Consider the following 25229-nt stretch of genomic DNA (forward strand, 5'->3'; position numbering starts at 1 on the left):
CGCCGGCCAGCTTCGCGGCGGCCGGGGCCATGCGCGCTCCGGCCATGACCGCACCGCCCACGCCAGTCGCGGCGGCGCCGATGGCAACACCCGTGCCGACAGCACCAACCGCCGCGCCGGCCATCGCGCCCGCGCCGAGTTGCGGCGCACCGGACACGAGGCCCGTGGCGATGCCGGGGCCGAAGATGCCGAGCGCCAGCAAGGCGAGCGAGGCCAGCATCACGACCAGCGCGTGGTCGATGGAAGGCTCGTCAGGGTGAACCTGGAACTCAGCGAACAGGCCCGAGCCGATGCCGACGATGACGGCCAGCACCAAGACCTTGATGCCCGACGACACCACGTTGCCGAGCACCTTTTCCGCGAGGAATGAGGTTTTGTTCCAGAGCGCAAACGGGATCAAGACAAAGCCGGCCAGCGTCGTCAGCTTGAACTCGATCAGCGTGATGAAAAGCTGCACCGCCAGCACGAAGAAGCAGAGGATCACCACCAGCCAGGCGAGAAACATCACCACGATGGGATCGAGGTTCACGAACACCTCGGGAAAGCCCGCCATGTCGCCGATCTGCTCCAAGATCGGCGCGCCCGCATCGATGCCGGTCTTTGCCAGCCGGCCCGGCTGCAAGAAGTTCTCCATCGTGATGGCCGAGCCGGTGGCGGTGATACCCAGCCCGGCAAAGGAGCGGAACACGATGCTGGCCAGCCAGTTGAAGTTGTTGATGATGTAGGCGAAGGCACCGACGTAGAGCACCTTGCGCAGCAGCTTGGCGATCACGTCCTCGCCTTGGCCGGTCGCATGGCTCATGGCCCAATACAGGCCCGCGATGGTCATGTCGATGACGATGAGCGTGGCCGTCAGGAACGCCACTTCGCCTTGCAGCAGTCCGAAACCGGAGTCGATGTAGCGCGAGAACGTATCGAGGAATCTGTCGATGATGGTCACGTCATTCATGGCGTGTCCTCCGTAGCCGCGAGCGGCGCATCGCCTTCTGGCGCGTCGTCCTCGGGCGTATCGAAGCTGGGCGGGATCGGCGGCAGGTCGGCCAGCGAGCCGTACTCGTCCGGCCCGGTGTGGCCGGCGAAGAAGCGCCGCCGGAAAGCATCGGCGGCGGCGCAGCAGGTGTCTTCGCCTACGGCCCGTCGGTCGGCCGCGCATTGCGCGCGCAGCGCCTTGAGCCGCACGGGATTGGCGGCCAAGTCGTCGGCCAGGTTCCCGGCCCGTTGTTCATCGGACGACTGGCCGCACGCGGTCAGCAGCACGGCCAGCAGGACGGAAGCGCATCGCATGGCCGCCTCCGTCAGTTGTTGTTGTAGAAATCGACGGCCTGCGGCGTGTACGGCGTGCCGGTGCCGAGAAAGCGCCGCCGCACTTCGCGGGCGCGCTCGGTGGCCGCCGCCTGCCGCGCCAGTTCCAGCGAGGCGGCCCGGTCTTGCGTGATCTGGAGCTGCTGGGCCTGGATGGACTGCTTGGCCTGCAAGGCGAGAAGCTGGTTCGTCGCCTGCATGGCTTGCAGCGCGCCGGTGGCCGACTGGCTTTGGCTCACGAGGTCGGCCAGCGCGCCTTCGTCTTGGGCCAGGTTCTGCGACACCTGCGCCTGCATCCGCATGGCGGTGTGCAGCCCGTCGAGCGAGTTCTTCCAGCGCTCGCGAGCATCGCGGAACATCTGATCGCCGCTGATGGTGGCGGCGTACTGCTCCGGGTACAGCCGTGCGAATTCGCTGTCGAGGTTCTGCACGTCATAGGCCAGTCCCTGCGCTTCGGCAATCAGGCGTTCGGTGGTGGCGAGTGTCGAGCGCAGCCGGTTGACGATGTTGAAATCCAGATTCGCCAGGTTGCGCGCCTGGTTGATGAGCATGTCCGCTTCGTTCTGGAGCTGCTGAATCTGGTTGTTGATCTGCTCCATCGTGCGGATCGCCGTCAGTGTGTTCTGCACGAGGTTGGTGGGATCGACCACCACCCATTGGGCTTGGACGGTGGAAACGGTGCAGAGCATGGCCGCGACGGTGGCGGCGAGAAGACGCTTTTTCATGGCTGGTTCTCCAGTGTTTGGGACAGGAAGGAAGCCGCCGCCGGCGAGGACGGCAGCAGGTCGGCGGCCCAATCAAGGCCGCGATGGCGCAGCCACGCACCGGCAAAGCCGGGAGCGCCGGCCTGCGTCAGCACGCGGTCGATGTCGCGTTGGTCTTGTGGTGTGGATGCGCCCGCGAAGGCGAGCGCGGCCGGCCCCAGGTCGAGGTCGAACAGGCGATTGCCGAGGCGCGATTGGTAGTAGTAGTCGCGCTTGGGCTGCGCGGTGGCGACGATCTCGATTTGCCGGCTGTTGAGGCCAAAGCCCTCGTAGATCATGCGAATCTGCGGCTCGGTCGCCTGCGGGTTCGGCAAGAAAATCCTACTGGCGCAGCTCTCGATGATCGCGGGCGCGATGGTCGAGTCCTTGATGTCCGCCAGGCTCTGCGTGGCGAAGATGACGCTGACGTTTTTCTTGCGCAGCGTTTTCAGCCACGCCCGGATGCGGGCGGCGAACGCCGGTTCATCGAGGAACAGCCACGCCTCATCGAGAATCAGCAGCGTCGGCGCACCGTCGAAACGCTCATCGAAGCGCGCGAACAGGTAGCGCAGCACCGCTTGCACGGCGGCGGGGCTGTGCATCAGTTCTTCCATCTCGAAGCCCTGCACCGAACCGGAACCCAGCCGGTCGCGGTCGGCGTCCAGCAGCTTGCCGTGCGCGCCGCCGAGCACATAGGGCGACAAGGCTTGGCGCAGCGCGTTCGATTGCAGCAGCACCGAAAGCCCGGTCATCGTCCGCTGTTCAATCGGCGCACCGGCGAGACTGCCGAGCGCCGACCAGATGGCCGCCTTCTCGTCGGGGCCAACGGTCACGCCTTCATGCAGCAGGCGGCCTTCCACCCATTCGGCCGTCCAGGTGCGGTAGCCCTCGCCGTCGATGCGGGCGAGTGGCTGGAAGGCAATGCCGCCATCGGCTCCGAGGTCGTAGTGCTCGCCGCCCAAGCCGAGTATGGTGGCGCGCATGGAGCGCCCCATGTCGAAGGCGAAGATGCGCGAGCCGAAGTAGCGGCGGAACTGCATCGCCAGAATGGCGAGCAGTACCGACTTGCCCATGCCGGTCGGGCCAGCCACCAGCGTGTGTCCCACGTCGCCGATGTGCGTCACCAGCCGGAACGGCGTCGCACCATCGGTGCGGGTGACGATCAGCGGCGGCCCGCCCAGGTGGTCGTTCTTCTCCGGCCCGGCCCATACCGCCGACAGCGGCATCATGTGCGCGAGATTCAACGTCGAGACGATGGGCTGGCGCACATTCGCGTATGCGTTGCCAGGAATCGACGACAGCCACGCATCGACCGCGTTCAAGGTTTCGGGGATAGTGACGAAGCCCCGGCCCTGGATGACACGCTCCACCATGCGCAGCTTTTCGTCGGCTGCGGCCGGATCGGCGTCGAGCACCGTCACCGTGGCGGTGAGGTAGCCAAAGGCCACTTGGTCACCACCCAGCTCCTGCAAGGCAGCATCCGCATCGGCGGCTTTGTTGCTGGCGTCGGTATCGACCAGCGGGCTTTCCTGCTGGAAGATGGTTTCGCGCAGCAGCGCGACGACGTTCTTCCTTTTCGCAAACCACTGGCGGCGCAGGCGGCCCAACTCCTTTTCCGCCTCGGCTTTGTCCATGCAGACAAAGCGCGTACTCCAGCGGTAGCCAAAGCCCAGGCGGTTGAGGTCGTCCAGCAGGCCCGGCCAGGTCGAGGTCGGGAAGCCCCGCACCGACACCACCCGCAGGTGCTGGTCGCCCAAGGTCGGCGCAAGGCCGCCGACCAGCGCGGAATCGGCCAACAGTGCGTCGATGTGGAACGGCACCTCCGGTACCGCCAGCCGGTAGCGGCGCGTCGAAACCGTGGCGTGCAGGTAGGTCAGCGTTTCTGCGTCATCGAGCCATGCGATTTCCGGCATCACGCCATCGAGCAGGTCGAATACGCGGTCGGTTTCCGCCACGAAGGCATCGAGCCGGCCGCGCCAGTCCACGCCATCGCCCGGCGAGTTCTCGTAGAGCAGTTTGGCGGCGCGGGCGCGGGACTCCTCCGGCGGCAGGTAGGCCAGCGTCAGGTGATAGCCGCTCTCGAAGTGATGGCCTGATTCCTCGAAGGCGGCGCGGCGTTCTTCCTCCACCAGCCAGGACAGCGGTTCGGGGAAGTCGGAATGCGGATAGTCCGCCGCCGGCCCGCGCTCGGCTTCGATGAACAAGGCCCAGCCCGACCCGAGCCGGCGCAGCGCGTTGTTGAGCCGCGCCGACGTGGCGATCAGTTCGCCTTGCGTCGCGCTGTCCAGATCAGGCCCGCGAAAGCGCGCCGTGCGCTGGAAACTGCCATCCTTGTTCAAGACGACACCCGGCGCGATCAGTCCGGCCCAGGGGAGCCAGTCGGCCAGCAGCGCAGGCCGCTGGCGGTATTCGGCAAGGTTCAGCATGGCATCCCCCTCACACGTCCAGCAGCGGCTTGTGCTTGATGTGCCGGGCGAAGACCTGCATGAACTGCGGATCGACGCGGGCGCCCCACACCGCCAGCGAATGGCCGACGATCCAGAGCACCACGCCGGGAATCCATAGTTGCAGGCCCAGCCCGACGGCGGCGGCCAGCGTGCCGTTGGCAATGGCGACTGTTCGCGGCGCACCGCCCATAAGGAGCGGTTCGGTCAGCGAGCGATGCAGCGGCACCTCGAAACCCGGAAGATCGTTGGCCGTGCTCATACGACGGCCCCGCCGGAGAACGAGAAGAACGACAGGAAGAACGAGGACGCGGCGAAAGCGATGGACAGGCCGAATACGATCTGGATCAGCTTGCGGAAACCGCCCGACGTGTCGCCGAAGGCAAGCGCGAGGCCCGTGGCGATGATGATGATGACCGCGACGATGCGCGCCACCGGCCCCTGAATCGACTCCAGAATGGATTGCAGCGGGCCTTCCCACGGCATCGAGGAGCCGGCGGCCTGTGCCGTGCCGGCCAGGAACAGCAGCAGCGCGGCCAGCAGCAGCCCTTGCCTTGCAGGGCGGGCCAGGCTGCGCAGCCGTGCCAGGATAGGCAGGCGAGAAAGCGGATTTACAGAAAGACGGAAAGCATCAACGTGCGTCATGGCAGTTCTCCAGGTTGGTCAAGGGACGGGGAAGAAAGCGGCGGCAGCTCGGGAAGCGGCGTTTCCAGCGCGTCCGCCAGGCGATAGCCGGCGCCGTCGAAGCCGACGACGCGGGCAATGCTTCCGACGCGGCGCTTGCGGCCACGTCCGGCGATGTGGATGACGACATTGATCGCCTCGGCGATCAGCGCACGCGGGGGGTTCACCGCGACTTCGAGAATCAGTTGTTCCAGGCGCAGCAGCGCGCCGAGCGCGGAACCGGCGTGGATCGTTGCGATTCCGCCGGGGTGGCCGGTGCCCCACACTTTGATGAGGTCGAGGGCTTCGCCGCCGCGTACTTCGCCCACGATTACGCGGTCGGGCCGCAGGCGCATCGTGGTGCGCACCAGCTCGGTCATCGACACGACGCCCGCGCGGGTGCGCAGCGGCACATGGTCGCGGGCTGCGCATTGCAGCTCAATGGTGTCTTCGAGCACCAGCACGCGGTCGCCCGTGGCGGCAATCTCGGCCAGCAAGGCATTGGCGAGCGTGGTCTTGCCGCTGCTGGTCGCGCCCGCGATCAGGATGTTCTGGCGCTCGCGCACAGCGCGGCGCAGGAAGTCCGCTTGGCTTGCCGTCAGGATGCCGTCGCTGACATAGCGATCCAGGCCGATGATGCTCACGGCCCGCTTGCGCAGCGCGAAGGCCGGGCCAGGTGCAGCCGGCGGCAGGATGCCCTCGAAGCGTTCGCCCGTCTCCGGCAGTTCGGCGGTCAGCAGCGGCTGGCCGCAATGCACTTCCGCGCCGACGTGCGCGGCCACCAGGCGAATGATGCGTTCGCCATCGGCCTCGGGCAGTTCGACGCCCAGTGGTGTGCGGCCCGAAGACAACCGATCCACCCAGAGGGTGCGGTCGGGGTTGAGCATGATTTCCAGCACATCCGGGTCTTCCAGTGCGGTGGCGATCAGCGGCCCCATTGCCGTGCGCAGCATCTGGATGCGGCGATCCAGCGAGGTCGCGGCCGACGAACGCGGTTCAGGTGGGATCTGCGGAACGGCGCTCATGACGCACGCTCCGCAGTACGTTCATGGGCCTCGGCTTGCGCCGCCGCGTCATCCATCCGCATCGGGTCGGGGTGCAGTTCCTCCACCACGTCGCGCACCAGGCTGCGCCCGCGCAGCAGGTGGCGGCCGAGCTGTTCGACGAACTGCTCGAAGCGAGCCTTGCCCTGGGCACGGGCTGCGTCCTGATGGGCCTCGGGAACCGGCGTGCTGACGGTCAGGAAGTAGCGGATGAACAGCGCCAGCGTTTCGATCTGGATGGCCTGGTCGCGCTCCAGGCGCTCGACCTGCCGCGACAGGCGATCCAGTCGCTTGGCGATGGCGGCCTCGCGTTGGTCGCCCGCGTCCGGCGACAGCCAGGACGCCAGGGCAGCGGCAACAATGCTGGACTTCGACACGCCTTTCTTGGCGGCTAGTTCATCGAGACGCTTGGCGTGCTCGCGCTGGATGAACAGGTTCAATCGGTATTGGCTCATAAGTCGATTCCGTCGTTGGGGTCGATGGAAGCCAGCCGAGCCGTGCGCTGCATGGCCTGATCGAACTGACCGGGGAGAGAGGCCGCATAAGGCAGCGGCAGGTCGTCGTCGTCATCGAGCAGCCCCAGGTCGTTGCCTGCGGACAGCGGTTCGGGGCTGTATCCGGTGACTTCGGATAGCTCGGGCTGGCGGCGCGGGCCGCCGTCTTCGGTGCCGCCCAGGTCGTCGGCGGATGCCGTTGCCAGCGCGACGGGCACGGCCGGGATCGCCAGCCCGCTCCAGTCGTCGGGCCGGGCCGGTGGCGCATCGGCATAACGTCCAGTAACTGGCTCGGCCGCGAGCGCCGGCGGCGGCAGCACGCGCCGCTTGAAATTGGCGTCGGCGTAGTAGCGCAGCTTCTTCGCCTTGATCGGCGCGACGCTGGACACCATCACCACGGCGTCATCGGGTGGGAGTTGCATCACCTCGCCCGGCGTCAGCAGCGGGCGCGCGGTTTCCTGCCGCGACACCATCAAATGCCCGAGCCACGGCGCGAGCCGGTGGCCGGCATAGTTGCGCTGCGCGCGCAGCTCGGTGGCCGTGCCCAGGGTTTCCGAAATCCTTTTTGCCGTGCGTTCGTCGTTGGTGGCGAACGTCACGCGGACATGGCAGTTGTCGAGGATGGAATGGTTCTGCCCATACGCCTTGTCGATCTGGTTGAGCGACTGCGCGATGAGGAAGCTGCGGATGCCGTAGCCGGCCATGAAGGCAAGCGCCGACTCGAAAAAGTCGAGCCGACCCAGCGCCGGAAATTCATCGAGCATCAGCAACAGCTTGTGCCGGCGAGCGATGCCATCGGAACCGTCGAGCGATTCGGTGAGTCGCCGCCCGATCTGGTTCAAGATGAGCCGGATCAGCGGTTTGGTGCGGCTGATGTCGGACGGCGGCACCACCAGATAGAGCGAAACCGGGTGTTCGGCGGAAATCAGGTCGGCGATGCGCCAGTCGCAGCGCGAAGTGACTTCGGCCACCGTGGGATCGCGGTACAGGCCGAGGAACGACATTGCGGTGGACAACACACCGGAGCGCTCGTTGTCCGACTTGTTGAGCACTTCCCGCGCAGCGGATGCGACCACCGGGTGCGACCGACCATCACCATCACTGCCCAGGTGCTTCGTCGTCATCATCCGGTGCAACGTCAGCTCGAACGGGCACGCCGGGTCACTGAGGAAGTTGGCGACACCGCGCAGCGTCTTGTCCTCACCCGCGTAGAGCACATGCAGGATGGCACCGACCAACAGTGCATGCGAAGTTTTCTCCCAGTGGTTGCGGCGTTCGAGCGCACCATCGGGATCGACCAAGATGTCGGCCACGTTCTGCACGTCGCGCACTTCATGCGCGCCGCGCCGCACTTCCAGCAGCGGGTTGTAGGCCGCCGACTTCGCATCGGTCGGGTTGAACAGCAGGCAATGCGAGAAGCGGGAGCGCCAGCCTGCGGTGAGCGTCCAGTTCTCGCCCTTGATGTCGTGAACAACGACGGACGCGGGCCAGCTCAGCAAGGTGGGCACGACCAGGCCGACGCCCTTGCCCGAGCGCGTGGGCGCGAAGGTCAGGACGTGTTCCGGGCCTTCGTGCCGCAGGTACTGGCCGCGATGCAGCCCGAGGAATACACCAGCGTGCTGCCTCAGCCCGGCTTTGCGAACGTCATCCGCATCGGCCCAGCGTGCCGAACCGTAGGTGGTGACCAGGCGCGATTGCCGTGAGCGCCACACCGACATCGCGATAGCCACCACCACGGCCAGCAGGCCGCTGCCGCCCGCGATGGCCCCGCCGATGTCGAAGACCTGGGGCGCGTAGGCATCGAAGAAGAACCACCACTCGAACAGCCGCCAGGGGTGATAGATCGGCGTTCCGAAGAAGTCGAACCACGGCGAGCCAAGGCGTAGTTGATAGCCCAGGGCGGCGGCTGTCCATTGCGTTGCACTCCATACACCGGCGATCACGATGCCGAAAACGGCAGCGATCTGCCCAAACAGCACGCCCTGAGCTTGCATGACTGGCCTCCGATTTCTCCTGCGCTGATTCCTCGCTCGAAAGCGGCACAAGGACGTGCCGCATGGCGTGAGGATCAGTGCCGGGTCGGTGCCGGTCAAAGACCGTTATCGGAAGATAGATGATGAAAAAAACATCGCTTCTGGCTGCAAAGAACCCAATAAAAACGCCGCAGGCGCGGGCGCGCTGCGGCGTGTTAGAAGAAAATACAGAATTTCTTGCGAAGGACTGGCGATCAGAACTTCGGTGGTGTATCCGATGGCGTGTAAGGCGTCTTTCCATCGCCATAGAACCGCTTGCGCGTGGCTTCGGCCACCCGGTTGCACAACACGTCGCCAAGCGTTGCGCGATCGGTCTTGCATTGCTGGCGCAGATCCTTCAAGCGTGCCGGATCGGCGGCCAGTTCTTCTACAATCGGCACGCTGGGCTGCTTGGGTGTCTCCGACGGGCCGCAGGCCGTGAGTACCACAATTAGCAGCATAGGTGTCATTTGCCTCATAGCTCGACCTCATCTTGGACGCCAGGCTCCGATGGAGGTGCGGGTCTCGTGCCTCCGGGTAGGTCGATGGCCTGTACCCTCTCGATGAATCTGGACAGCACCTCTGAGGTCTCCCCCTCGCGTCGAAGCAGATAGGTTGTCAGCATGGGCGAGCGCCCGGCCAAGGGGCGAGCGACCACTCCAGGTTCGCGGCTTGCCACAATTTGTGGCCCACCGGCTAGTCCTAAGGCGAACCCGGCCGAAACCACTACCATCATCAGGTCAAACGAGGAAACGCGTTCGGCAATCAGGGGTTGCCGGTCAGAGCGGCGTAGTACGCGCTCAACTTGCCGAGCGTGGCCCTCGCAAGTCTCTGGATCGCATAGTGCCAGCGGAAATTGCAGCACATCGTCCAGTGGAATTCGCTTGTACCTGAGCAGATGGTGTCGCGCAGGTACTGCCACCATCAGGGGATCACTCCACACGGCTTCTGCAGCGATATTTTCGCCGACATCATCAGACTGCGCAAAGCCCACGTCGTACAGATCGTCTTGCAGTCCCTTGATCTGCTGCGACAGCGGCACTTGGAACAGCCGAATATCGACATCAGGTTCCTCCTGACGGCAAAGCGCTAGCAAAGACGGAAGACGCGACGGCGTGATGTCATCGGAAAGCGCAATACGTAATTGGCCGCGGAACCCGTTAGTCGCTGATTTCACGCTATCCCGCGCCTGCTGCAAGGCGATAAAAATACGTGGCACATGCTCTAGAAACAATTCGCCCGCCCGTGTAAGACGCGTACTACGGCTGGTCCGAATGAACAACTGCTCGCCTAAATCTTCTTCTAGCTCCTTGATGGTGCGTGATAGGGGCGACTGCTCGATATGAAGTTTTTCTGCAGCTCTCGCGAAATGAAGTTCTTTTGCTACTGCGAAGAAGCAACGCAAATGACGAATTTCCATACCAACTCCTTTCGCAGTTAATAGGTATTTCTATATTTCGCAGGCCAACGCTTTCCATCTAGTGGGCATGCTAATAAGGCGAAATTAATTTCTAAACGATCCCCATGGCTTCAGCGATGTAGGTTGCAATTCTCAGCTACGAGACGTGTCACTCGTTATGAGATGGTATGCACATTTCTCAGTGTGAAATGTACATGGTTTCTGCCAAGTCTTTTCAATACTCATCAACAATGGAGCGAAGATCGGTTGGTGAAAATTGAGAGAATGCAAAATTTGTTGATATATTTTGAATTCTGTTTTCAACAGGAGTGGTTGCCATGAAGCTCCATTGGAGGCAATGATTAAAATAGTTAATTTTGAGGTGTTAATATGTCTTGGCATGCACATAAATCATTGAGCAACAGAATTTGTAGGCTCGGAATTTTAAGTATTCTTGTTTTGCCATTTTCATCTGGCGGCGCGAATCCAGCGATCGCCGCAGATATTCGTGCTGATGGCCAGTATGTCCTCAATGAGGATCGCGCAAAATCGCTAATCGGGCCTTTTTACAAGGCTCTTACGGCTAAATCAGAAAAGGAGGTCGAGGAACACCTCACTTCTGTCACAAGTCTGGGATGGACCTCCTGCGCAACCAATGATTCCTGCGAGGATCGCAAATCGGTGATTTCGCGCTGGTCTCGAAGAGTCCATGCTGTGCCAGATATGAAATGGGAATTTAAGGAAATAATAGTTACCGGCAATAAGATAATCGTTCGCGGAGAAGGGACCGGTACACCAAGCGGAGATTTCTTAGGTGTTCCGTATAGTGGCCGGAGTTTTCGCATACTTGCGATCGATGTTCATACAGTTGAGCAAGGGCTATTGAGCAGCATCTTTCATGTGGAAGATTGGGCTGGCGCCGCGCGACAGTTACGCGGCCAATAATATGCAGAATAACTGAAGGGAAGATTTCATTGTGAAGGCGCCAAGTGGATTTCGGGCCGCTATATGCTGCTGTATATTGACTGGCACAGCTTTGATAACCGCCATCGCCTGTGCCGATATTGGTGATGAACATCGATTCGAGCAGAAAAGATCCTTCGAGGCCTATCAACGAGACTCGATTGAATGGCTAAAGCAGCGCCGTGTCTTTCAAAGTGAGGACAAGTCAACGGAATTGACTTTGAACACCCCCAGGGAATGGCGCCCGCAAGGGAAACCGCATCAAGGCATACTGCTAGTCCATGGACTAGGTGACTCGCCTTGGTCCTTCCATGACATTGGTGAGCAGTTGGCGAAGCGTGGGTTCTTGGTGCGAACGGTACTGCTGCCTGGTCACGGGACACGACCAGAAGACATGTTGGACGTTACGTTAGAGGACTGGCGCCGTGTTGTTGAAGAGCAAGCGCAGGTGCTTAGCGCCGAGGTGGATCTGGTCTATTTGGGAGGATTTTCGACAGGCGCCAACCTAGTCGTAGACTATGCTTATGCCCATACTGACATCGCTGGATTGCTACTTTTTTCGCCAGCGTTCGAGTCCGACAGTGCTTTCGACTGGTTGACCCCACTGATAGCTTGGGCTCGCCCATGGCTATTGGAGCCAAGCGAGGTACGTCCTATGCAGAATTCTGTTCGCTACATGACAGTGCCTACCAATGGTTTTGCACAGTTCTATCGCAGTAGCAGAAGGGCTAGACGTGCGCTACACCATGCTTCATATAACAAACCAGTACTGATGGTGGTAGCCGAGCACGACTCGGTTTTGGATACTGCGTATCTGTCTGAAATTTTTAGAACGCGACTGACCCATCCTGCCAGCCGACTTATCTGGTATGGCAATGCTCCAAACCAAGCAAAGACCGACCCGCGTGTACTTGTTAAGACCGACAAACTTCCTGAAGCACGTATTAGTCAGTTCTCGCATATGGGAATGATGTTCTCCCCGAATAATCCCCTCTATGGGAATGAAGGCCGTCTACGCATTTGCTGGAACGGCCAGAGCGAAACAGCCACCACTGCCTGCGAACAGGGCGCTACCGTTTGGTTTTCCGACTGGGGACATAAGGAGGAAGGAAAAATCCATGCACGTCTGACCTTTAATCCCTACTTCGAATGGCAATCCAATGTCATAGGTCAAGTGCTGAATGAGGCTTTACAGAATTCCCCTTCTGCCTCCACGCAAGAATCGCCCTGAGTCTGAACATATTAGTGTTGGTGACGGCGTAGATGCTGCTCCAGCAGGCTCTTACCGTAATCCATACCATTTGGGCGGCGCACCACAGCATGAACATGATTTTCCTTGGAGAAAACCCCAGGGACTTCGTCGAATTCAATCAAAACTTCAGGACTGACGGTCCGATAGAAGATTCGTCCGTCGCTCCTGACGGTGAAAGTAAACCAGGTGTCCTCGATCCGTTGCGAAATTCGTTCTATATCAATGCGTGACTGATCCGCATGCACGTTGCCCACGAAAGCAGTGATCATTCTGAGAAGCAGGCTACGTTGCGAGGCACTCATCTCACGTCCTGACAGGCCCGCTTCTGGAACATTGGCGTCGTCGTTACCGGCGCCAGTCAAGATGCCAGGACTAGCATCCAGTCGTGCCTTGTGCTGTTGCACCGGGTTGAGCGATTCGATAAAGGCTCGCGCTTGTTCGCGCTCGCGCTCCAGCACAACCAAGTTTTGATAGCCAGTTGGTAGAGTGATTCCATAGGGGGTGCTTGTTGGTTCCGAGCCCCAAAATGTTGGACTCATCGCGACTTGGTTTCCCAGCACGAAATAGTTGATGACCAGATGATGCCCCTCAAGCTGGAATCCCCATGGGAGGGACTCCGAGGGCACCCCGAAAATCATCAAATAGTATTCATCCTCGTTGAGTTCTTTGGTATTCCCAACAAGTTCACCAAGCACCCGATTAAGGCGCATGATGTCCCTTGTCATTTTCATTCCTTGCGCACTCAATGCTACGTTCAGCAATCCGAAGACGCGTTGACGCGCATCATTCGAAAGGTTCCCAAGGCGCAAGCCAAGTCGGTTGGATGAGCGGTGAAAATTACTCCATACATGCCATTGAGGACTATCAACAACTTGAAGCAGTTCTACTTGCTGCTCTGGCGTTAAGTCCGCCAAGAGATCACGAGCAGCGGCGGCGATGGGAACTGTGTTAACGCCAGTGATGCGCTGCATCTCGGGTGACACGGAATCCACGGCGCGATTGTCTTGCATAGAAGGAGTCTGCGCGGCATGCACGCGGTGGCCAAGTAGATAGATTCCACCCCCACCGAGTACAAGCGTGAGCAGCGCCGCCAATACCCATGGCATTAAATTCGCAATGCTCATCACGCAATCTCAGACGGAAAACTTGAGTTTTCGATCCACCGCAAAGTCGCCGCTACCACGCACAGCGATATAAAGTGCAAGAAATCCCATCAGTACCGGAAACTCTATGCCGCGATCAATCCAAGGCCAGGTAGGGCCGAGCGCATAACTGATGCCAATCATTTGCAACGCGATAATGAACGCGACTGGGCGCACCCATAGTCCAATAGCCAGCATGACGGCTCCGACAGTTTCAAGCAGCATGACCAGAAATGCCAGCTGCGGTGCGAACGGCAGGCCCATGACGTTTTGGATCAGATTAATGGAGCCAGCCATGGGGTCAGCCATGGAGCCATGAGATATCCCTAGGGCTTTGGGAAGGCCGTGGGTAAACATGACGACGCCGAAGGCGAAGCGCAACACCGCATAAAGGATGGGCTCTGCCCGAGTGTAGAACGTCATCAGCGCTGGAAACAGAAGGCGCTCGTGAGTTGCGGATATTTCTCCGAAAGAAATATTGGATTGGGCTTGTGATTTTTCCATCTTGGTAGTCCTTAGAATTGATGCGTGGGAATCCACAAAATCCCTCAAGCTGCCCGCTTTGAGGGTGAATGCCGAAGCGAAACAGCCAGATGCTGTATCGCTTCATGCGACGTTGGCAGGGTTCAGTCTTGATCGCGCGATCGATCGATTAACTGGGTCTGCCGAACAGGTGTGCTCGTCAGTTCGGTCAAAGCAGATTGGAACTGCCGGCCTGATTTAGTCGCAATGCTTTCATCGCGTGCACTTTTTCTTGTCCAGCGCTCAATCAGCAGAAATTCGAGCGGCTGGTCCAAATCCCGATACAGCCAGAAGCCTTGATTGCCCTGGGCTGACCTGATGGCGGTGGCTACTTCGGCAAAGACCTCAGCCAACTTGATGTGCGCATCCACCTTCACCTGAATCAAGGTCAGCAGGTTGTATGAGCCAAGGGGGGCGCTGATCCCGGCTGATTGAGCGGGGAGTAGTTCAGACAACTTTCGCTCCGCCACATCCCCACTAAGGTCGTCTGCTTCCTGGCGCCTAATCGCCTTGTAGTAGGGCTGACCGGTATGGGCGTCTAGCGCAGCAGCGTTTGCCCAATGCTCGAAGAGATATAAGGTGCTTGGACTACCGGCGTCCTCATATACGTTAAAGGCAAGGTTCCCAGCTTCAGAGCGCGCACCCACAACTTCCTTGCGCATCGTCTCCAGGAATCCGTCAAGATGGTGCGGCTTGACAGGCAAGGTCACGAAAAGTTGCAGGGGCGACTGAATGGATGTTGTAGCGAAGGCGTTCGCGGGTTGTGCCGATGCCGTGGCGATAGTGGCAATAGTGCTCATGGCGAAAAGTGTTCCTCTGGAAAAGCGTTTTCTGAACATAAGAAGTACTCCATTGACGTGCAATTAATGCGAGTTACGGTGCCGCAGGCCCGGCTGATACCGTGGCGACATCGGAGGGAAAGTCGTTTTCCTCTTCCGGTCGAAGTTCTGGCCCCACGCCCAACGTGTGGTAGATGTCTATCCAGTGCTGCCCTAACTCGGAAGTAGCCAGGGCTTGGCTTCGCTGGATATCGAACAGACTGCGCTCGGCATCGAGCACTTCCAGCATTGAGACCGTGCCGGCTTCGTACTGGCGGCGGGCAAGCCGTGCTGCTCGCTCGGCTGCGGCAGTGGCTTGGTCAAGGTGCTGGAGGCGAATCAATCCTTGTCCATAGGCATGGATTGCTGTCTGACTGTCACGCGCTGCTTGCAGTAGCGCTGCGTCATAGGCTAGGCGACTTTGTGCCAACCGTGCGTCGGCACCTTCAATGCGCGAACGGATGCGCCCAAAATCGAACAATGGCTGCAATAGCTGTGTGCTGATTGACCAAGTAGGGCCATCTACTCCCCGCTCGAACCCGCCCAGCAAACCAAGCGTGAATTGGGGGAAGCGCGATGCACGGGCGGCAGCCAAATGATCTCCTGCTGCCTGCATGCGCTCGCCTGCAGCTCGAACATCCGGCCGCAACCGAAGTAGCTCCACGGGTAACTTGAGCAAATCGGCCACCGCGTCGTTATGCGGGGACTTGGGTTGCTGCGGCCCCTCGGCAATGATGTCATCGACCGCTTCAAGGTCGTTCGCCAAGAGGTAGGTCAGTGCATGGCGGGCGACGGTAACTCGCTGGCTTGCGGCAGGTATCTCCGCCTGTGTTATGCGATCCTGAGCAATCATGCGTTCTATATCCAGGCGGGTTGCCAGCCCCCGTTTCCTACGTGCATCAATGAGTTCTGTGGTGCGCTTCAGAGCAGCACTGGTGCGCTCAGCCAATTGCACTTGCTGTTGCCCCAATCGCAACTGTAGATAGGCAGTAGCAACTTCTGCCATCAGACTCAACCGAAGCGACTGATAGTCGAAGCTGCTCGCTTGAACTTCTGCGTCGGCAGCATTGCGCGTGGACCTTAGGCGTCCAAACACATCAAGCTCCCAGGCCAAATCCATCCCGTATCGATAGCTATCCGAACCGCCGAACTCCCGCCCGGCGGCGCCTGACAAAGTTGTGTTGGGTAAGAGGGAAGCTGCGGCTAACTGACGCTCGGCACGAAGCTCCCGGATACGCTCGGCCGCGATGGCAAGATCCAGGTTTGCTCGGAGCGCGATATCCAACAATTTTGTCAAAGCCGGGTCATCAAAGCTCTCCCACCAGCGCAATGGCATTCCGGCTAAGACAAGCCTTTCATCACGCACCATTTGGTCCTGCAACGTCATCGGGTCGGTATCTCGTCCCGTTGTTGCGCATGCGCTCACCAAAAGCGTTAAAAAGCCAACTAGCACACAATGTAATGTAGACTTCATGCGTGGCCCCCGGCTTGTGCGTGCGCAGTATCTACCGTGGCAGGAACCGCACGCCGCTCCAGGAACATTCGGTTGAGCGCGAGATAGACCACAGGTGTCGTCAGCAAAGTCAGCACTTGGCTAAAGATCAGGCCACCTACAATGGCAACGCCCAGCGGTTGGCGCAGTTCAGCTCCTGTACCGAAGGCCAGCATTAATGGCACGGCACCCAGCAATGCCGCCAGCGTGGTCATCAGGATTGGTCGGAATCGGGTCAGACAAGCCTCACGGATTGCATCCAACGGTGAGACCGCGCGTTCACGCTGCGCCTGCAAGGCAAAGTCCACCAGCAGGATGCCGTTCTTCTTGACGATGCCGATCAGGAGGATTAGGCCGATCAATGCCATGATCGAGAAATCAAGTTTCCAGAGCCACAGGAAAAGCACCGCACCGATCCCTGCCGAGGGCAAGGTGGACAGAATAGTGAGGGGATGCACAAAGCTCTCGTACAGGACACCGAGGATGATGTAGACCGCCAGAAGTGCCGTGAGGATCAGCAATGGCTGGGTCGCCAAGGAATCCTGGAAGGCTTGGGCCGCCCCTTGGAAGGTGCCTGTCACGCTGACGGGCATGCCAATCTCCACTCCCAAGGCCTGCAAGCGCGCGACAGCATCGCCCAAAGCGACATTGGGCGCGAGGTTGAACGACAGGTTGGCCGCCGGGAGCATGCCGTTGTGAGTAATCACCACGGGACCATTGGTGGCCGGGTCAAGCTTGGCGAAGCTCAGCAGCGGCACCATCTGCCCCGTCAATGGCGATCGCAGGTGGAACCATGCTAGGCTGTCCGCATTGCCCCGCTGGCGGGAGTCGATCTCCAGAATGACGTTGTACTGGTTGATCTCCGTTTGAAATTCGCTGATTTGACGTTGACCAAAAGCGTCGTAGAGCGCGTTGTCCAGATCCGCAGCCGAAAATCCGTAGCGTGCTGCTTCGGTGCGGTCGAGCGTCAAACGAGTGACGTGCGCATCCCATTGCAGGTCATTGGATACGTCACGAAATTGCGGCTCGGAGCGTAAACTCTCAGTCAGTGTGCGAGTCCAGCGGGCCAGTTCAGCGCTGTCCTGAGCACGGAGCACGTATTGATACTGCGCGCGGGGCTGGCCGGCACCGATGTTGATATCCTGTGCTGCCCGCATGAACACTTGAATGCCAGGCACTTGAGCAAGCTTCGGCCGCAGCCGATCTATGACCTCACTGATCGTCGCATTCCGTTCCCCAGGGTCGTTGAGAACCAGCCAAAGGCGTCCATTGCCGACGGAGTTTCCGCCACCTACTGCATGATTGAAGCCCGTCACGTCCGGGTCAGCACTGAAGATCGCTTCCAGTTGTTTGTGCTTAGCGACCATGTCCTCGTATGAGATGTCGGAGGCCGCCTGCGTCGCACCCATGATGAAGCCGGTATCCTGAAGGGGAAAGAAGCCCTTCGGGATCAGCACGAAGCCTGCAACGCTGGCGGCGATGGTTAGTCCGAAAGCTGCAAGCGTGGTGCGCTGGTGCACCAGAACCCAATCAAGCACATGCCGATATCGGTCCAGCAGCCAATCGAACAGGCCCGGCCTGTTGCTGTGATGCTGCGGAGCCTTCATAAATAGGCTGGCCAGCGTGGGAGCCAGCGTCAGGCACACCACGACGGACACCAGAATGGCGCCGGTGGCCGTGAGCGCGAATTCGCGGAAGAGCCGGCCAACAACACCGCCCATGAACAGCAAGGGGATGAAGGCGGCCACCAGCGACACGCTGATCGATACCACCGTGAAGCCGATTTCCCGCACTCCCTTCAGTGCGGCTTCGCGCATGCTTTCGCCCGCCTCTAGGTGCCGGTGAATGTTCTCGATGACCACGATGGCGTCATCCACGATGAATCCCACAGCGACGACGACAGCGACCAGCGTGAGGTTGTTCAGACTGAATCCCGCCAGGTACATCAGAGCGAATGTGGTGATCAGAGACACTCCCAGAACCGCTGAAACGATCAGCGTGGCTGAAAGCTGGCGCAGAAACAGCGCCATGACGCCGATCACTAGGATCATCGTGATGACGAGCGTCAGCTCGACCTCATGCAGGGACGAGCGAATAGTGCGGGTACGGTCATTGAAAATTTCGACCTTCATGTCCGCCGGCAACGCGGCCTCCAGACGAGGAAGCGCTTCGTTCAAACGATCTGCGGTTGCGACAATGTTGGCCCCTGGCTGTCGCATGATGACCAACGCGACCCCATTTTTTCCATTGGGCCAGACCTGCGTGTAGTCATCCTCCGAGCCGCGCGTGACCGTTGCGACATCCTTGAGATGAACTGGCAGGCCGTCGCGATAGGAGACGATCAGTTCGCCATACTCTGCTGGATCGAACAGTTGGTCGTTAACCTGCAGAGTGGAAACACGGTTCTGTCCGAACAGCGCACCTTTGGGCAGGTTGACGCTCGTGCGTTGCACCGCACTGCGTACCTCGGCCAATGTTACTTGTGCCGCAGTGAGGCTCTCGGGCTTGGCCTGGATACGAATCGCCGGTCGTCTCTGCCCAACCAGATTCACCACGCCCACGCCTTCAATCTGGCTCAGTTGGCGCGCTAGAACGGTTTCGGTCAGGTCGCTGATCTCGGTCAACGACCGCGTATCCGATGTCGCTCCAAGGATCAGGATCGGGCTGTCTCCCGGATTCACCTTGCGCCAGGTTGGCAGACTGGGCATATCACTGGGCAGTCGTCCCGCGGCCGTATTGATGGCCGCCTGAACTTCCTGCGCCGCGACATCGATGTCCTTTGCCAGGGCAAACTGTAGCGTCAATGTCACGGAACTCATCGCACTGGCCGATGTCATTTCTGTCACGCCAGGAATCGAGCTGAACTGCACTTCCAACGGAGTGGCTACCGAAGACGCCATGGTTTCTGCGCTGGCGCCAGGCAGACGTGCAGTGACTTGTATGGTCGGGAAATCCGCTTCCGGCAGTGGCGCCACCGGTAAGCGGGGATAAGCCAGCACGCCCAGCAGCACCGCTGCCATTGTCAGTAGTACCGTGCCTATCGGATGTGCCATGCACCAGGCATAGATTCCGCGGGGTGGCATCAGCGTGCCTCCCGTACTGTGCTAGCCAGTCTTTTCGGCGCACTCGCCCCGGCGGAGGCGGCTTGAGGGCGCACAAGGGCGCCGGCGCGCACACGCGACTGCCCGTCGATGATGACGACATCACCCGTATCGAGTCCCGTTACAGCAGCAACCTGCTCATCGGCATAGCGGATACCGATCTCGACTGACTCGGCTTTGCCATCGCGCACACGCCAAACGCGCGTGCTGTCGGCGCCCTGTTGGATGGCGCGCGGTGGAATGACCCGCGCCGCCGCCAGTACGCCTGATTGGACGACAACGACCACTGATTGGTCAGGCCACAGACGCCCCTGTGCATTGGCAAATACGGCCTTGAGCCGGATTGTTCCGGATTGGCTGGAGACACGGTTGTCCATGACAGAGAGTTGGCCCTGAGCCAACTGCGCTCCTCCATCAGCCGCATAGGCAAGAACCGGAATGGGGCGCTGCCCCGAGGTGGACATTAACTCTTGCAAGCGCGGTAGCTGGGCCTGCGGTAGCGCGAATTCGACACTTATCGGATCGAGCTGGACGACGGAGAACAATCCCTCCGCATCACTACTGCGCACGAAATTGCCTTGATCCACGTTGCGAATGCCTACGCGCCCCGTCGCGGGTGACTGGATGCGCGTGTATCCCAACAGAACCTCGTTAGCCTGCACGGCAGCTTTGTGCATGGCCAAAGTCGCCTGTAACTCAGCCACCGAAGAGGCCTGTTGGTCGAGCATTTGTCCAGAAACGGCCTCGTCCTCGGCGAGTGACCGGTAGCGAGCAAGATCCGTCTTGGCAGTCGCCAGACGTGAACGTGTCACGGCCAACTGACTGCGTGCCTGCTGGAGGTTCGCCGCGATAGTTTGGTCATCAATGCGGGCCAGAAGTTGGCCGCGAATGACCCGCTGTCCTTCGTTCACAAGCAGTTCAACCAGCAGCCCATCGACCTGGGAGCGGATGTCCACGCTTTGATTGGATCGAACGCTTCCAACTGCGCGGATGATCGTTGGGATATCGCGCTCCTCTACCGGAGTCACTGTGACGGGAACCGGGGGCGGAGTCGATGGACGAGACACATCTCTCTCACGCGTCATCCATATCCAGGCTGTGATACCAAATAGCGGAATAAGCACTGCTGCAATCGCCCATCGGCGCTTGCGTCTCGGGACTGGGGGCTGCTGAGAAGTCATGGGGGTTCCCGTCGATGGAAGTCAGGCGGAAGACAGCGACGCGGCAACCTGTGACTTGAGGTTGCGTATGAAGGCGCGCATGGCGGGTTGGATATCGGAAAACAGCGGATCGCTGGAATGCGCCAGCATGACGCCTGTGAAGAGCTTCACGCCCACGGCCAACGCATAGGCCTCTGGCTCGGCAAAGGGTGTTCCGACCTTCAGACGTTCGGCGATGGCAAGAATGTCGTCATGGTTTTGAATCTCGAACCGTAACAACGTGTTCCCGGCAAGAGTGCTTGGCGTGTGTTCGCTTAACACGTCCAGCCGAACGCGATATTTGTGACTGCGCTTGCCGTTCATGCGACCACCCGCGACAGCCGCCGAGTGCTGCTGGAGATATAGCGGCCAAAGTTTTCGGCGGACAGTTCATCGGCTGGATCAAGCGCCGGAGGCGTACCGGGGGGCGCATGATTCTGTGCCATCAAGCCAGAAAACGAGCCGATGCGGTTGGTGCCATCCGCCTGGCGGGGAAGCTCATCCCAGTTCAGCCAAACCATGCCGTGCTGCGCCGCAAGGGCACTTAAATAACTCAGGGTATGGAGCTTGTCCCCGCTGGGGCTTCCGCTGATGGTGAAGCCGGCCGCCAGCTTGTGCTTCCATTGCCGCTGGTACCACACATGGGCTGTGGCATCAGCGAATGCTTTGAACTGCGCGGCCCCCCCTCCCATATAAGTCGGTGCACCAAACACGATCGTGTCGGAATCGGCGAGTGCATGCAGCGTGTCGTCGTCCTGCCAACGACCCTCGTGGATGCTTTCCGGGCGAATCCGCAGGAGTGCGACATCGACATTTGCGTCCGCGCGTGCACCGCGGCCAATGGCCTCAGCCAGCAATGCGGTTGTGCCGGCTTGGGAGAAGTAGACGATCGAGACCCGATGCATGTGGATGTCCTTGATGGTCAATGAGCAGCGTTCTGATGAACTCTCTTTTGCAGCGAGTGAGCAAGGAAGGCCGCTGTCGCTCCCAGAGTCGCGGCCAAGGCCAGCATCCCGAATGTCGTGATCGACGGAGGTTGGTGCGAAGCGAAGTACGCCACGAGGCCTAGGAAGAAGCCGAGCAAGTTGTTGAACACCGGCGCCTTGGCCAAGGACAGCGCAACCACGGTGATGGCGAATACCACCGCGCTGATGGCATAGCTACCCAGAATAGGCGTTAGAGCTGCCATTGCATGGGCTGCACCGATACCTAAAGTGACGCCAATCAGAACGCATGCCAGGTTGATCGCGCCCTGTTTCAAGTTCAGTCCACGGGTGAAGAACGAGATCCAGCCAACGAACATGGCCCACACAGGAACCTCGAATGCCATCACGCTTAGGGTAGCGGCCGACGATGCAATGACCGACTCGCCAATCACCACTTTCAGGTGCGTGGAAAAGGCGTTACTAGCCATGGCTTGACTCCTGGGGCGCGGGGATGAGCCTTGGCGACAGAACGTCAGACAATCCGATGCGACGCAGAAATTCGGCGCGGATGCGATCCGCTACCGCGTTGACCACTTCACAACCATCGCTGGATGGATCGACATGCACACGGAACGGACGATGACCGTAGGGGCTGCCCACGATATCCACAATCGCCTGCGCTACCGTAGACACGTCGGCATCTTCCGGTTCGCAGGTGGCTAGACCATCCAGGACTTCCTGTTCGAATCCAGCGTAGGCTCCTTGCGCATAGGCTTGCTCGCGCTTGGTGTCGGCTGGCCGGCCGCTGTGCGCAAAATGATTGGTGCCTTTAGTGAACGCACCGGGGACGATGATGGATGTCTCGATACCCCAGCGGGCCAGTTCTCCAGCGTAGCTGACGGCCAACGCGTCCATCGCCGCTTTAGCTGCGAAGTACGGTGCGAGATACGGTGGTGTGCCACCGCGGTGGCTGCTACTGCCAACCCAAAGCACTAGTCCTTGGCCTTGCTTGCGTAGCTGTGGCAACGCGGCGCGATTGACACGCTGTGTGCCGATGACATTCACGTCGTAGAGTTGTGCATATTGCTCGGGAATGAAGGCTTCCGCAGGCCCAAACACCATGTGCCCGGCGTTGTGAATCAGTACATCGAGCTGTCCTTGCGCTGCAATGACCTGATCGACGGCTGCTTGCGCCGAAGTCTCGGACTGCACGTCCAGCTCAACCGCATGCAGTGCCACTTTGTGATGGGTGGCATAGGTCTTCAATGCCTCCACTTGCGGGGCATTTCGTCCTTGGGTTTCTCGGATGCCGGCATAGACGGTATGACCGGTCAATGCCAAAGCTCTTGCGCTCAGCGCACCAAAACCGCTGGAAGCGCCGGTGATCAAAATGGTGAGACTCATAAGCCTTCCTTCCTATGGGTTGAAGAGGTGTTCGCTCAAGCGAACCCGCCGTTGGCACGCACGATCTGGGAGTTGACCCATCCCCCATCGGCGCCAACCAGGAACGACACCACACGTGCGATGTCCTCGGGCTGTCCCAGGCGTTCCAAGGGAGCAACCTTGCTGAGCTGGGCAATCTGTTCGTCAGTCTTGCCGTCGAGAAACAGTTCGGTGGCGACAGGACCGGGCGCAACCGCATTGACTGTGATGCTTCGGCCACGCATCTCGTTTGCCAAAACATGCACCAGCCCTTCGACGCCGGCCTTGGCCGCTATGTATGGCCCGTACTGAGGGAAGGACTTAGCGATCACGCTGGTCGACAGCGCGACGATGCGGCCGCCGGCTTGCAAGTGCTGAGCGGCCTGCCCCAACACCAGGAAGGCACCGCGAAGATTCGTCTGAACAACGCGATCGAATGTCTCGATGCTGTCGGGGACGATGGGAGCCAGCGGCATCACACCTGCGCTATGCACTACGGCGCTGATGGTGCCGAAGGCCTCCAGGGTTGTGGCAAAGAGCCGCTGTACATCTTCTACATTGGACACGTCCGCCTGCACGGCGACCGCATCCCCGCCCGCCGTCTGGATGGCCGAGACGACTTCCTGCGCCTTGGCTGCATTGCCCGAGTAGTTGACTGCGATCTTGAATCCGTCCGCAGCCAGGCGCAGAGCGATCGCACGACCAATGCCTCGGGAGGCTCCGGTAACGATGGCCGTCTGGACAGGCGATGCTGCGGTGGACGACTTGCTGGTACTCATGATGGTTTCCTTGATGTGAATGGGGATAGGCAGAGGGGGGACACGACGGGCCTATCACCCATGGGAGTTGTTAGCCACCGCTGGCGAGCGGAGCGGGTTCGCCACGAAGGTCGGCGATGCGACGAACCTCTTCGGCATAGGCTGCGCTGCTGCGCAAGCGCAGGTATCTGGCATACGCCTCGCGATAAGCCGAGCTGGTCAAATCCGAGGCGGACTCACTGTTGGCGTGCTGCGGCATCCCCGCACGCGTCCAGAGTGCGAGATCCGCGAGTACCTCTGCACGAGTGAGGCCCTGGCCGTTGGCAGTGGGGGGTACAAGAGCAGTGTCTTCGCCCGACGTGGCGCTGAAGGCGGCGCCGGAAGCGCTCAGGCACAAAGCCGCGAGGATGGCTTTCACGTTCATGGTCAATTCCTTTCGATACATGCGATGAAGCTGGATATGCGGGCACAACACCTGCCAAGCCCGAGTAGCGAGACGATTGGCGCCGCGGAAGCTATGATGTCGATTGACCACCAATGAATAAATGGGGTTAAATTGGTTTATCAATTCAAAAAACATCAACAATTGGATAGACATGGACCGCTTCGATGCTTTGCAGCTCTTCACTCGAATCGTGGAGCTCGGCAGCTTCACCGAAGCCGCAGGTGTGCTGAATATCCCGCGTGCTACGGCAACACATGCGATCAAAGAGCTTGAGAAACGGCTGGGAGCTCGCCTGCTGGATCGAACCACGCGCCAAGTGAAGCCCACCCTAGATGGGCAGGCCTTTTACGAACGCAGCAAGCGCGTCTTGGCTGAATTGGAAGACGCGGAAACTTCCCTGAGCACCCATGTCGCCAATCCCCATGGGACGCTACGACTGGACCTCCATGGGGCACATGCGACGATGATCATCCTGCCGCGCATTGGCGAGTTCAGGGAGCGCTACCCTCAGATTGATATCGTTATCAGCAGCGGCGACCGTCTGGTGGATCTGGTCAAGGAAGGCATCGACTGCGTGGTCCGGGCTGGTCAACCACGCGACTCGTCGCTGGTGGTTCGAAGGTTGGCAGATATGCCGGAGATCATCTGCGCCAGCCCCGAATATCTGGCTCGATACGGCACCCCAACACATCCGCGTGAATTGACGAAGCACCAAGGGATCGGCTTCTTCTCCCGGGGCAATGACAGCCGCTATCCCTTCACAGTCATCGTTGATGGAGAGGTGACCGAGTTCGAGGCGAGTGGCTGGATTTCAGTGAGCGATGCAGAGTGCTACACGAGCGCGGCACTCGCTGGTTGTGGATTAATTCAGGTGCCTCGTTTCCGACTGGAAGAGCATCTGCGAGCCGGACGTCTGGTTCAAGTACTGCCTGAATGGACTTGCCCCAAACTACCCGTCTGTGCGCTCTACCCATTCCATCGCCATCTTTCTCCCAGGGTGCGCGTATTCATTGATTGGGCTCGCGACTTGTATGCCGAAAAATTCGACCCCATAAGCATGACTGATAAAGATGTCGACTCCGCGTAGGC

At 60.1% G+C, this 25229-nt stretch carries 26 protein-coding genes; 3 read left to right on the forward strand and 23 right to left on the reverse strand.

Going from position 1 to position 25229, the window contains the following annotated elements:
• From trbL to C666_RS19690, 11 genes are all read right to left on the reverse strand, one after another.
• Positions 1–940 (reverse strand): P-type conjugative transfer protein TrbL (gene trbL / locus C666_RS06785; RefSeq protein ID WP_442478144.1); only part of this gene is annotated, 940 nt, incomplete at its 3' end.
• A 5-nt stretch (positions 941–945) separates the two neighbouring features.
• Complete coding sequence (locus tag C666_RS06790) at positions 946–1284, reverse strand: hypothetical protein (RefSeq protein WP_004335932.1); 339 nt, start codon at positions 1282–1284, stop codon at positions 946–948.
• Positions 1285–1295: 11 nt separating this feature from the next.
• Positions 1296–2027: a P-type conjugative transfer protein TrbJ gene (trbJ, locus tag C666_RS06795; RefSeq protein WP_004335935.1), complete on the reverse strand. Its 732-nt coding sequence runs from the start codon at positions 2025–2027 to the stop codon at positions 1296–1298.
• On the reverse strand, positions 2024–4471 hold the full coding sequence (gene trbE, locus C666_RS06800; protein ID WP_004335938.1) for a conjugal transfer protein TrbE: 2448 nt from the start codon (positions 4469–4471) through the stop codon (positions 2024–2026). The genes trbJ and trbE overlap by 4 nt, the downstream gene beginning before the upstream one ends.
• Positions 4472–4481: 10 nt before the next feature.
• On the reverse strand, positions 4482–4751 hold the full coding sequence (locus C666_RS06805) for a VirB3 family type IV secretion system protein (RefSeq protein ID WP_004335940.1): 270 nt from the start codon (positions 4749–4751) through the stop codon (positions 4482–4484).
• Positions 4748–5134 (reverse strand): TrbC/VirB2 family type IV secretion system protein, encoded by a 387-nt coding sequence (locus C666_RS06810; protein WP_004335943.1) that lies wholly within the window; start codon positions 5132–5134, stop codon positions 4748–4750. The genes C666_RS06805 and C666_RS06810 overlap by 4 nt, the downstream gene beginning before the upstream one ends.
• Complete coding sequence (trbB, locus tag C666_RS06815) at positions 5131–6177, reverse strand: P-type conjugative transfer ATPase TrbB (protein ID WP_004335945.1); 1047 nt, start codon at positions 6175–6177, stop codon at positions 5131–5133. The genes C666_RS06810 and trbB overlap by 4 nt, the downstream gene beginning before the upstream one ends.
• Positions 6174–6650 carry a ribbon-helix-helix protein, CopG family gene (locus C666_RS06820; RefSeq protein ID WP_004335949.1) on the reverse strand — a complete coding sequence of 159 codons (477 nt, stop codon included), beginning with the start codon at positions 6648–6650 and terminating at the stop codon, positions 6174–6176. The genes trbB and C666_RS06820 overlap by 4 nt, the downstream gene beginning before the upstream one ends.
• Complete coding sequence (locus tag C666_RS06825) at positions 6647–8782, reverse strand: conjugal transfer protein TraG (protein WP_425427284.1); 2136 nt, start codon at positions 8780–8782, stop codon at positions 6647–6649. Before C666_RS06825 ends, C666_RS06820 begins: the two co-directional genes overlap by 4 nt.
• Before the next feature lie 134 nt (positions 8783–8916).
• A complete protein-coding gene (locus C666_RS06830; RefSeq protein ID WP_442478145.1) occupies positions 8917–9162 on the reverse strand; it encodes an EexN family lipoprotein in 246 nt (81 codons plus the stop codon).
• A gap of 14 nt (positions 9163–9176) precedes the next feature.
• Positions 9177–10121 carry a LysR family transcriptional regulator gene (locus C666_RS19690; RefSeq protein WP_004335953.1) on the reverse strand — a complete coding sequence of 315 codons (945 nt, stop codon included), beginning with the start codon at positions 10119–10121 and terminating at the stop codon, positions 9177–9179.
• A 393-nt stretch (positions 10122–10514) separates the two neighbouring features.
• On the opposite strand from C666_RS19690, the gene C666_RS19695 reads away from it, so the two are divergent.
• Both C666_RS19695 and C666_RS19700 read left to right on the forward strand, forming a co-directional pair.
• Positions 10515–11045: an ester cyclase gene (locus C666_RS19695; RefSeq protein ID WP_157280483.1), complete on the forward strand. Its 531-nt coding sequence runs from the start codon at positions 10515–10517 to the stop codon at positions 11043–11045.
• Positions 11046–11136: 91 nt separating this feature from the next.
• Positions 11137–12294, forward strand: coding sequence for an alpha/beta hydrolase (locus C666_RS19700; RefSeq protein ID WP_211206723.1), 1158 nt, complete (start codon positions 11137–11139; stop codon positions 12292–12294).
• A gap of 11 nt (positions 12295–12305) precedes the next feature.
• On the opposite strand, the gene C666_RS19705 is transcribed toward C666_RS19700, so the two are convergent.
• From C666_RS19705 to C666_RS06895, 12 genes are all read right to left on the reverse strand, one after another.
• Complete coding sequence (locus C666_RS19705) at positions 12306–13439, reverse strand: DUF3500 domain-containing protein (protein ID WP_081593393.1); 1134 nt, start codon at positions 13437–13439, stop codon at positions 12306–12308.
• A 9-nt stretch (positions 13440–13448) separates the two neighbouring features.
• On the reverse strand, positions 13449–13961 hold the full coding sequence (locus C666_RS06845) for a DoxX family protein (RefSeq protein WP_211206724.1): 513 nt from the start codon (positions 13959–13961) through the stop codon (positions 13449–13451).
• A 122-nt stretch (positions 13962–14083) separates the two neighbouring features.
• Positions 14084–14779 (reverse strand): putative quinol monooxygenase, encoded by a 696-nt coding sequence (locus C666_RS19300; RefSeq protein WP_004335958.1) that lies wholly within the window; start codon positions 14777–14779, stop codon positions 14084–14086.
• Positions 14780–14852: 73 nt separating this feature from the next.
• Entirely contained in the window at positions 14853–16271 is a 1419-nt protein-coding gene (locus C666_RS06855) for an efflux transporter outer membrane subunit (protein WP_081593395.1), read from the reverse strand.
• Entirely contained in the window at positions 16268–19372 is a 3105-nt protein-coding gene (locus tag C666_RS06860) for an efflux RND transporter permease subunit (protein ID WP_051019881.1), read from the reverse strand. The genes C666_RS06855 and C666_RS06860 overlap by 4 nt, the downstream gene beginning before the upstream one ends.
• Complete coding sequence (locus C666_RS06865; RefSeq protein WP_306415762.1) at positions 19372–20571, reverse strand: efflux RND transporter periplasmic adaptor subunit; 1200 nt, start codon at positions 20569–20571, stop codon at positions 19372–19374. The genes C666_RS06860 and C666_RS06865 overlap by 1 nt, the downstream gene beginning before the upstream one ends.
• Positions 20572–20592: 21 nt before the next feature.
• Positions 20593–20913: a DUF3861 domain-containing protein gene (locus C666_RS06870; protein WP_028792035.1), complete on the reverse strand. Its 321-nt coding sequence runs from the start codon at positions 20911–20913 to the stop codon at positions 20593–20595.
• Positions 20910–21515 (reverse strand): flavodoxin family protein, encoded by a 606-nt coding sequence (locus C666_RS06875; protein ID WP_004335963.1) that lies wholly within the window; start codon positions 21513–21515, stop codon positions 20910–20912. The genes C666_RS06870 and C666_RS06875 overlap by 4 nt, the downstream gene beginning before the upstream one ends.
• The gene (locus tag C666_RS06880; protein WP_004335964.1) at positions 21512–22003 is read right to left on the reverse strand and encodes a DUF1097 domain-containing protein; all 492 of its coding nucleotides are present in this window, start codon (positions 22001–22003) and stop codon (positions 21512–21514) included. The genes C666_RS06875 and C666_RS06880 overlap by 4 nt, the downstream gene beginning before the upstream one ends.
• Positions 21996–22919, reverse strand: coding sequence for an SDR family oxidoreductase (locus tag C666_RS06885; RefSeq protein ID WP_028792033.1), 924 nt, complete (start codon positions 22917–22919; stop codon positions 21996–21998). Before C666_RS06885 ends, C666_RS06880 begins: the two co-directional genes overlap by 8 nt.
• Positions 22920–22954: 35 nt before the next feature.
• Positions 22955–23716, reverse strand: coding sequence for an SDR family oxidoreductase (locus C666_RS06890; RefSeq protein ID WP_004335966.1), 762 nt, complete (start codon positions 23714–23716; stop codon positions 22955–22957).
• A 70-nt stretch (positions 23717–23786) separates the two neighbouring features.
• Positions 23787–24293, reverse strand: a complete 507-nt coding sequence (locus C666_RS06895; RefSeq protein WP_051537090.1) for a DUF4148 domain-containing protein — start codon at positions 24291–24293, stop codon at positions 23787–23789.
• Here C666_RS06895 and C666_RS06900 point away from each other — a divergent pair.
• A complete protein-coding gene (locus C666_RS06900; protein WP_004335968.1) occupies positions 24292–25227 on the forward strand; it encodes a LysR family transcriptional regulator in 936 nt (311 codons plus the stop codon). The genes C666_RS06895 and C666_RS06900 overlap by 2 nt on opposite strands.
• The last annotated feature ends 2 nt before the right edge of the window (positions 25228–25229 follow it).

The organism is Thauera linaloolentis 47Lol = DSM 12138, assembly GCF_000310205.1.
GTDB lineage: Bacteria > Pseudomonadota > Gammaproteobacteria > Burkholderiales > Rhodocyclaceae > Thauera > Thauera linaloolentis.

Bases quoted from the DNA above. Each gene is read 5' to 3' on its own strand.
- C666_RS06790 (WP_004335932.1), bottom strand. From the start codon at position 1,284: ATGCGATGCGCTTCCGTCCTGCTGGCCGTGCTGCTGACCGCGTGCGGC.
- trbJ (WP_004335935.1), bottom strand. From the start codon at position 2,027: ATGAAAAAGCGTCTTCTCGCCGCCACCGTCGCGGCCATGCTCTGCACC.
- trbE (WP_004335938.1), bottom strand. From the start codon at position 4,471: ATGCTGAACCTTGCCGAATACCGCCAGCGGCCTGCGCTGCTGGCCGAC.
- C666_RS06805 (WP_004335940.1), bottom strand. From the start codon at position 4,751: ATGAGCACGGCCAACGATCTTCCGGGTTTCGAGGTGCCGCTGCATCGC.
- C666_RS06810 (WP_004335943.1), bottom strand. From the start codon at position 5,134: ATGACGCACGTTGATGCTTTCCGTCTTTCTGTAAATCCGCTTTCTCGC.
- trbB (WP_004335945.1), bottom strand. From the start codon at position 6,177: ATGAGCGCCGTTCCGCAGATCCCACCTGAACCGCGTTCGTCGGCCGCG.
- C666_RS06820 (WP_004335949.1), bottom strand. From the start codon at position 6,650: ATGAGCCAATACCGATTGAACCTGTTCATCCAGCGCGAGCACGCCAAG.
- C666_RS06830 (WP_442478145.1), bottom strand. From the start codon at position 9,162: ATGCTGCTAATTGTGGTACTCACGGCCTGCGGCCCGTCGGAGACACCC.
- C666_RS19690 (WP_004335953.1), bottom strand. From the start codon at position 10,121: ATGGAAATTCGTCATTTGCGTTGCTTCTTCGCAGTAGCAAAAGAACTT.
- C666_RS19705 (WP_081593393.1), bottom strand. From the start codon at position 13,439: ATGAGCATTGCGAATTTAATGCCATGGGTATTGGCGGCGCTGCTCACG.
- C666_RS06845 (WP_211206724.1), bottom strand. From the start codon at position 13,961: ATGGAAAAATCACAAGCCCAATCCAATATTTCTTTCGGAGAAATATCC.
- C666_RS19300 (WP_004335958.1), bottom strand. From the start codon at position 14,779: ATGAGCACTATTGCCACTATCGCCACGGCATCGGCACAACCCGCGAAC.
- C666_RS06855 (WP_081593395.1), bottom strand. From the start codon at position 16,271: ATGAAGTCTACATTACATTGTGTGCTAGTTGGCTTTTTAACGCTTTTG.
- C666_RS06860 (WP_051019881.1), bottom strand. From the start codon at position 19,372: ATGCCACCCCGCGGAATCTATGCCTGGTGCATGGCACATCCGATAGGC.
- C666_RS06865 (WP_306415762.1), bottom strand. From the start codon at position 20,571: ATGACTTCTCAGCAGCCCCCAGTCCCGAGACGCAAGCGCCGATGGGCG.
- C666_RS06870 (WP_028792035.1), bottom strand. From the start codon at position 20,913: ATGAACGGCAAGCGCAGTCACAAATATCGCGTTCGGCTGGACGTGTTA.
- C666_RS06880 (WP_004335964.1), bottom strand. From the start codon at position 22,003: ATGGCTAGTAACGCCTTTTCCACGCACCTGAAAGTGGTGATTGGCGAG.
- C666_RS06885 (WP_028792033.1), bottom strand. From the start codon at position 22,919: ATGAGTCTCACCATTTTGATCACCGGCGCTTCCAGCGGTTTTGGTGCG.
- C666_RS06890 (WP_004335966.1), bottom strand. From the start codon at position 23,716: ATGAGTACCAGCAAGTCGTCCACCGCAGCATCGCCTGTCCAGACGGCC.
- C666_RS06900 (WP_004335968.1), top strand. From the start codon at position 24,292: ATGGACCGCTTCGATGCTTTGCAGCTCTTCACTCGAATCGTGGAGCTC.
- C666_RS06895 (WP_051537090.1), bottom strand. From the start codon at position 24,293: ATGTCTATCCAATTGTTGATGTTTTTTGAATTGATAAACCAATTTAAC.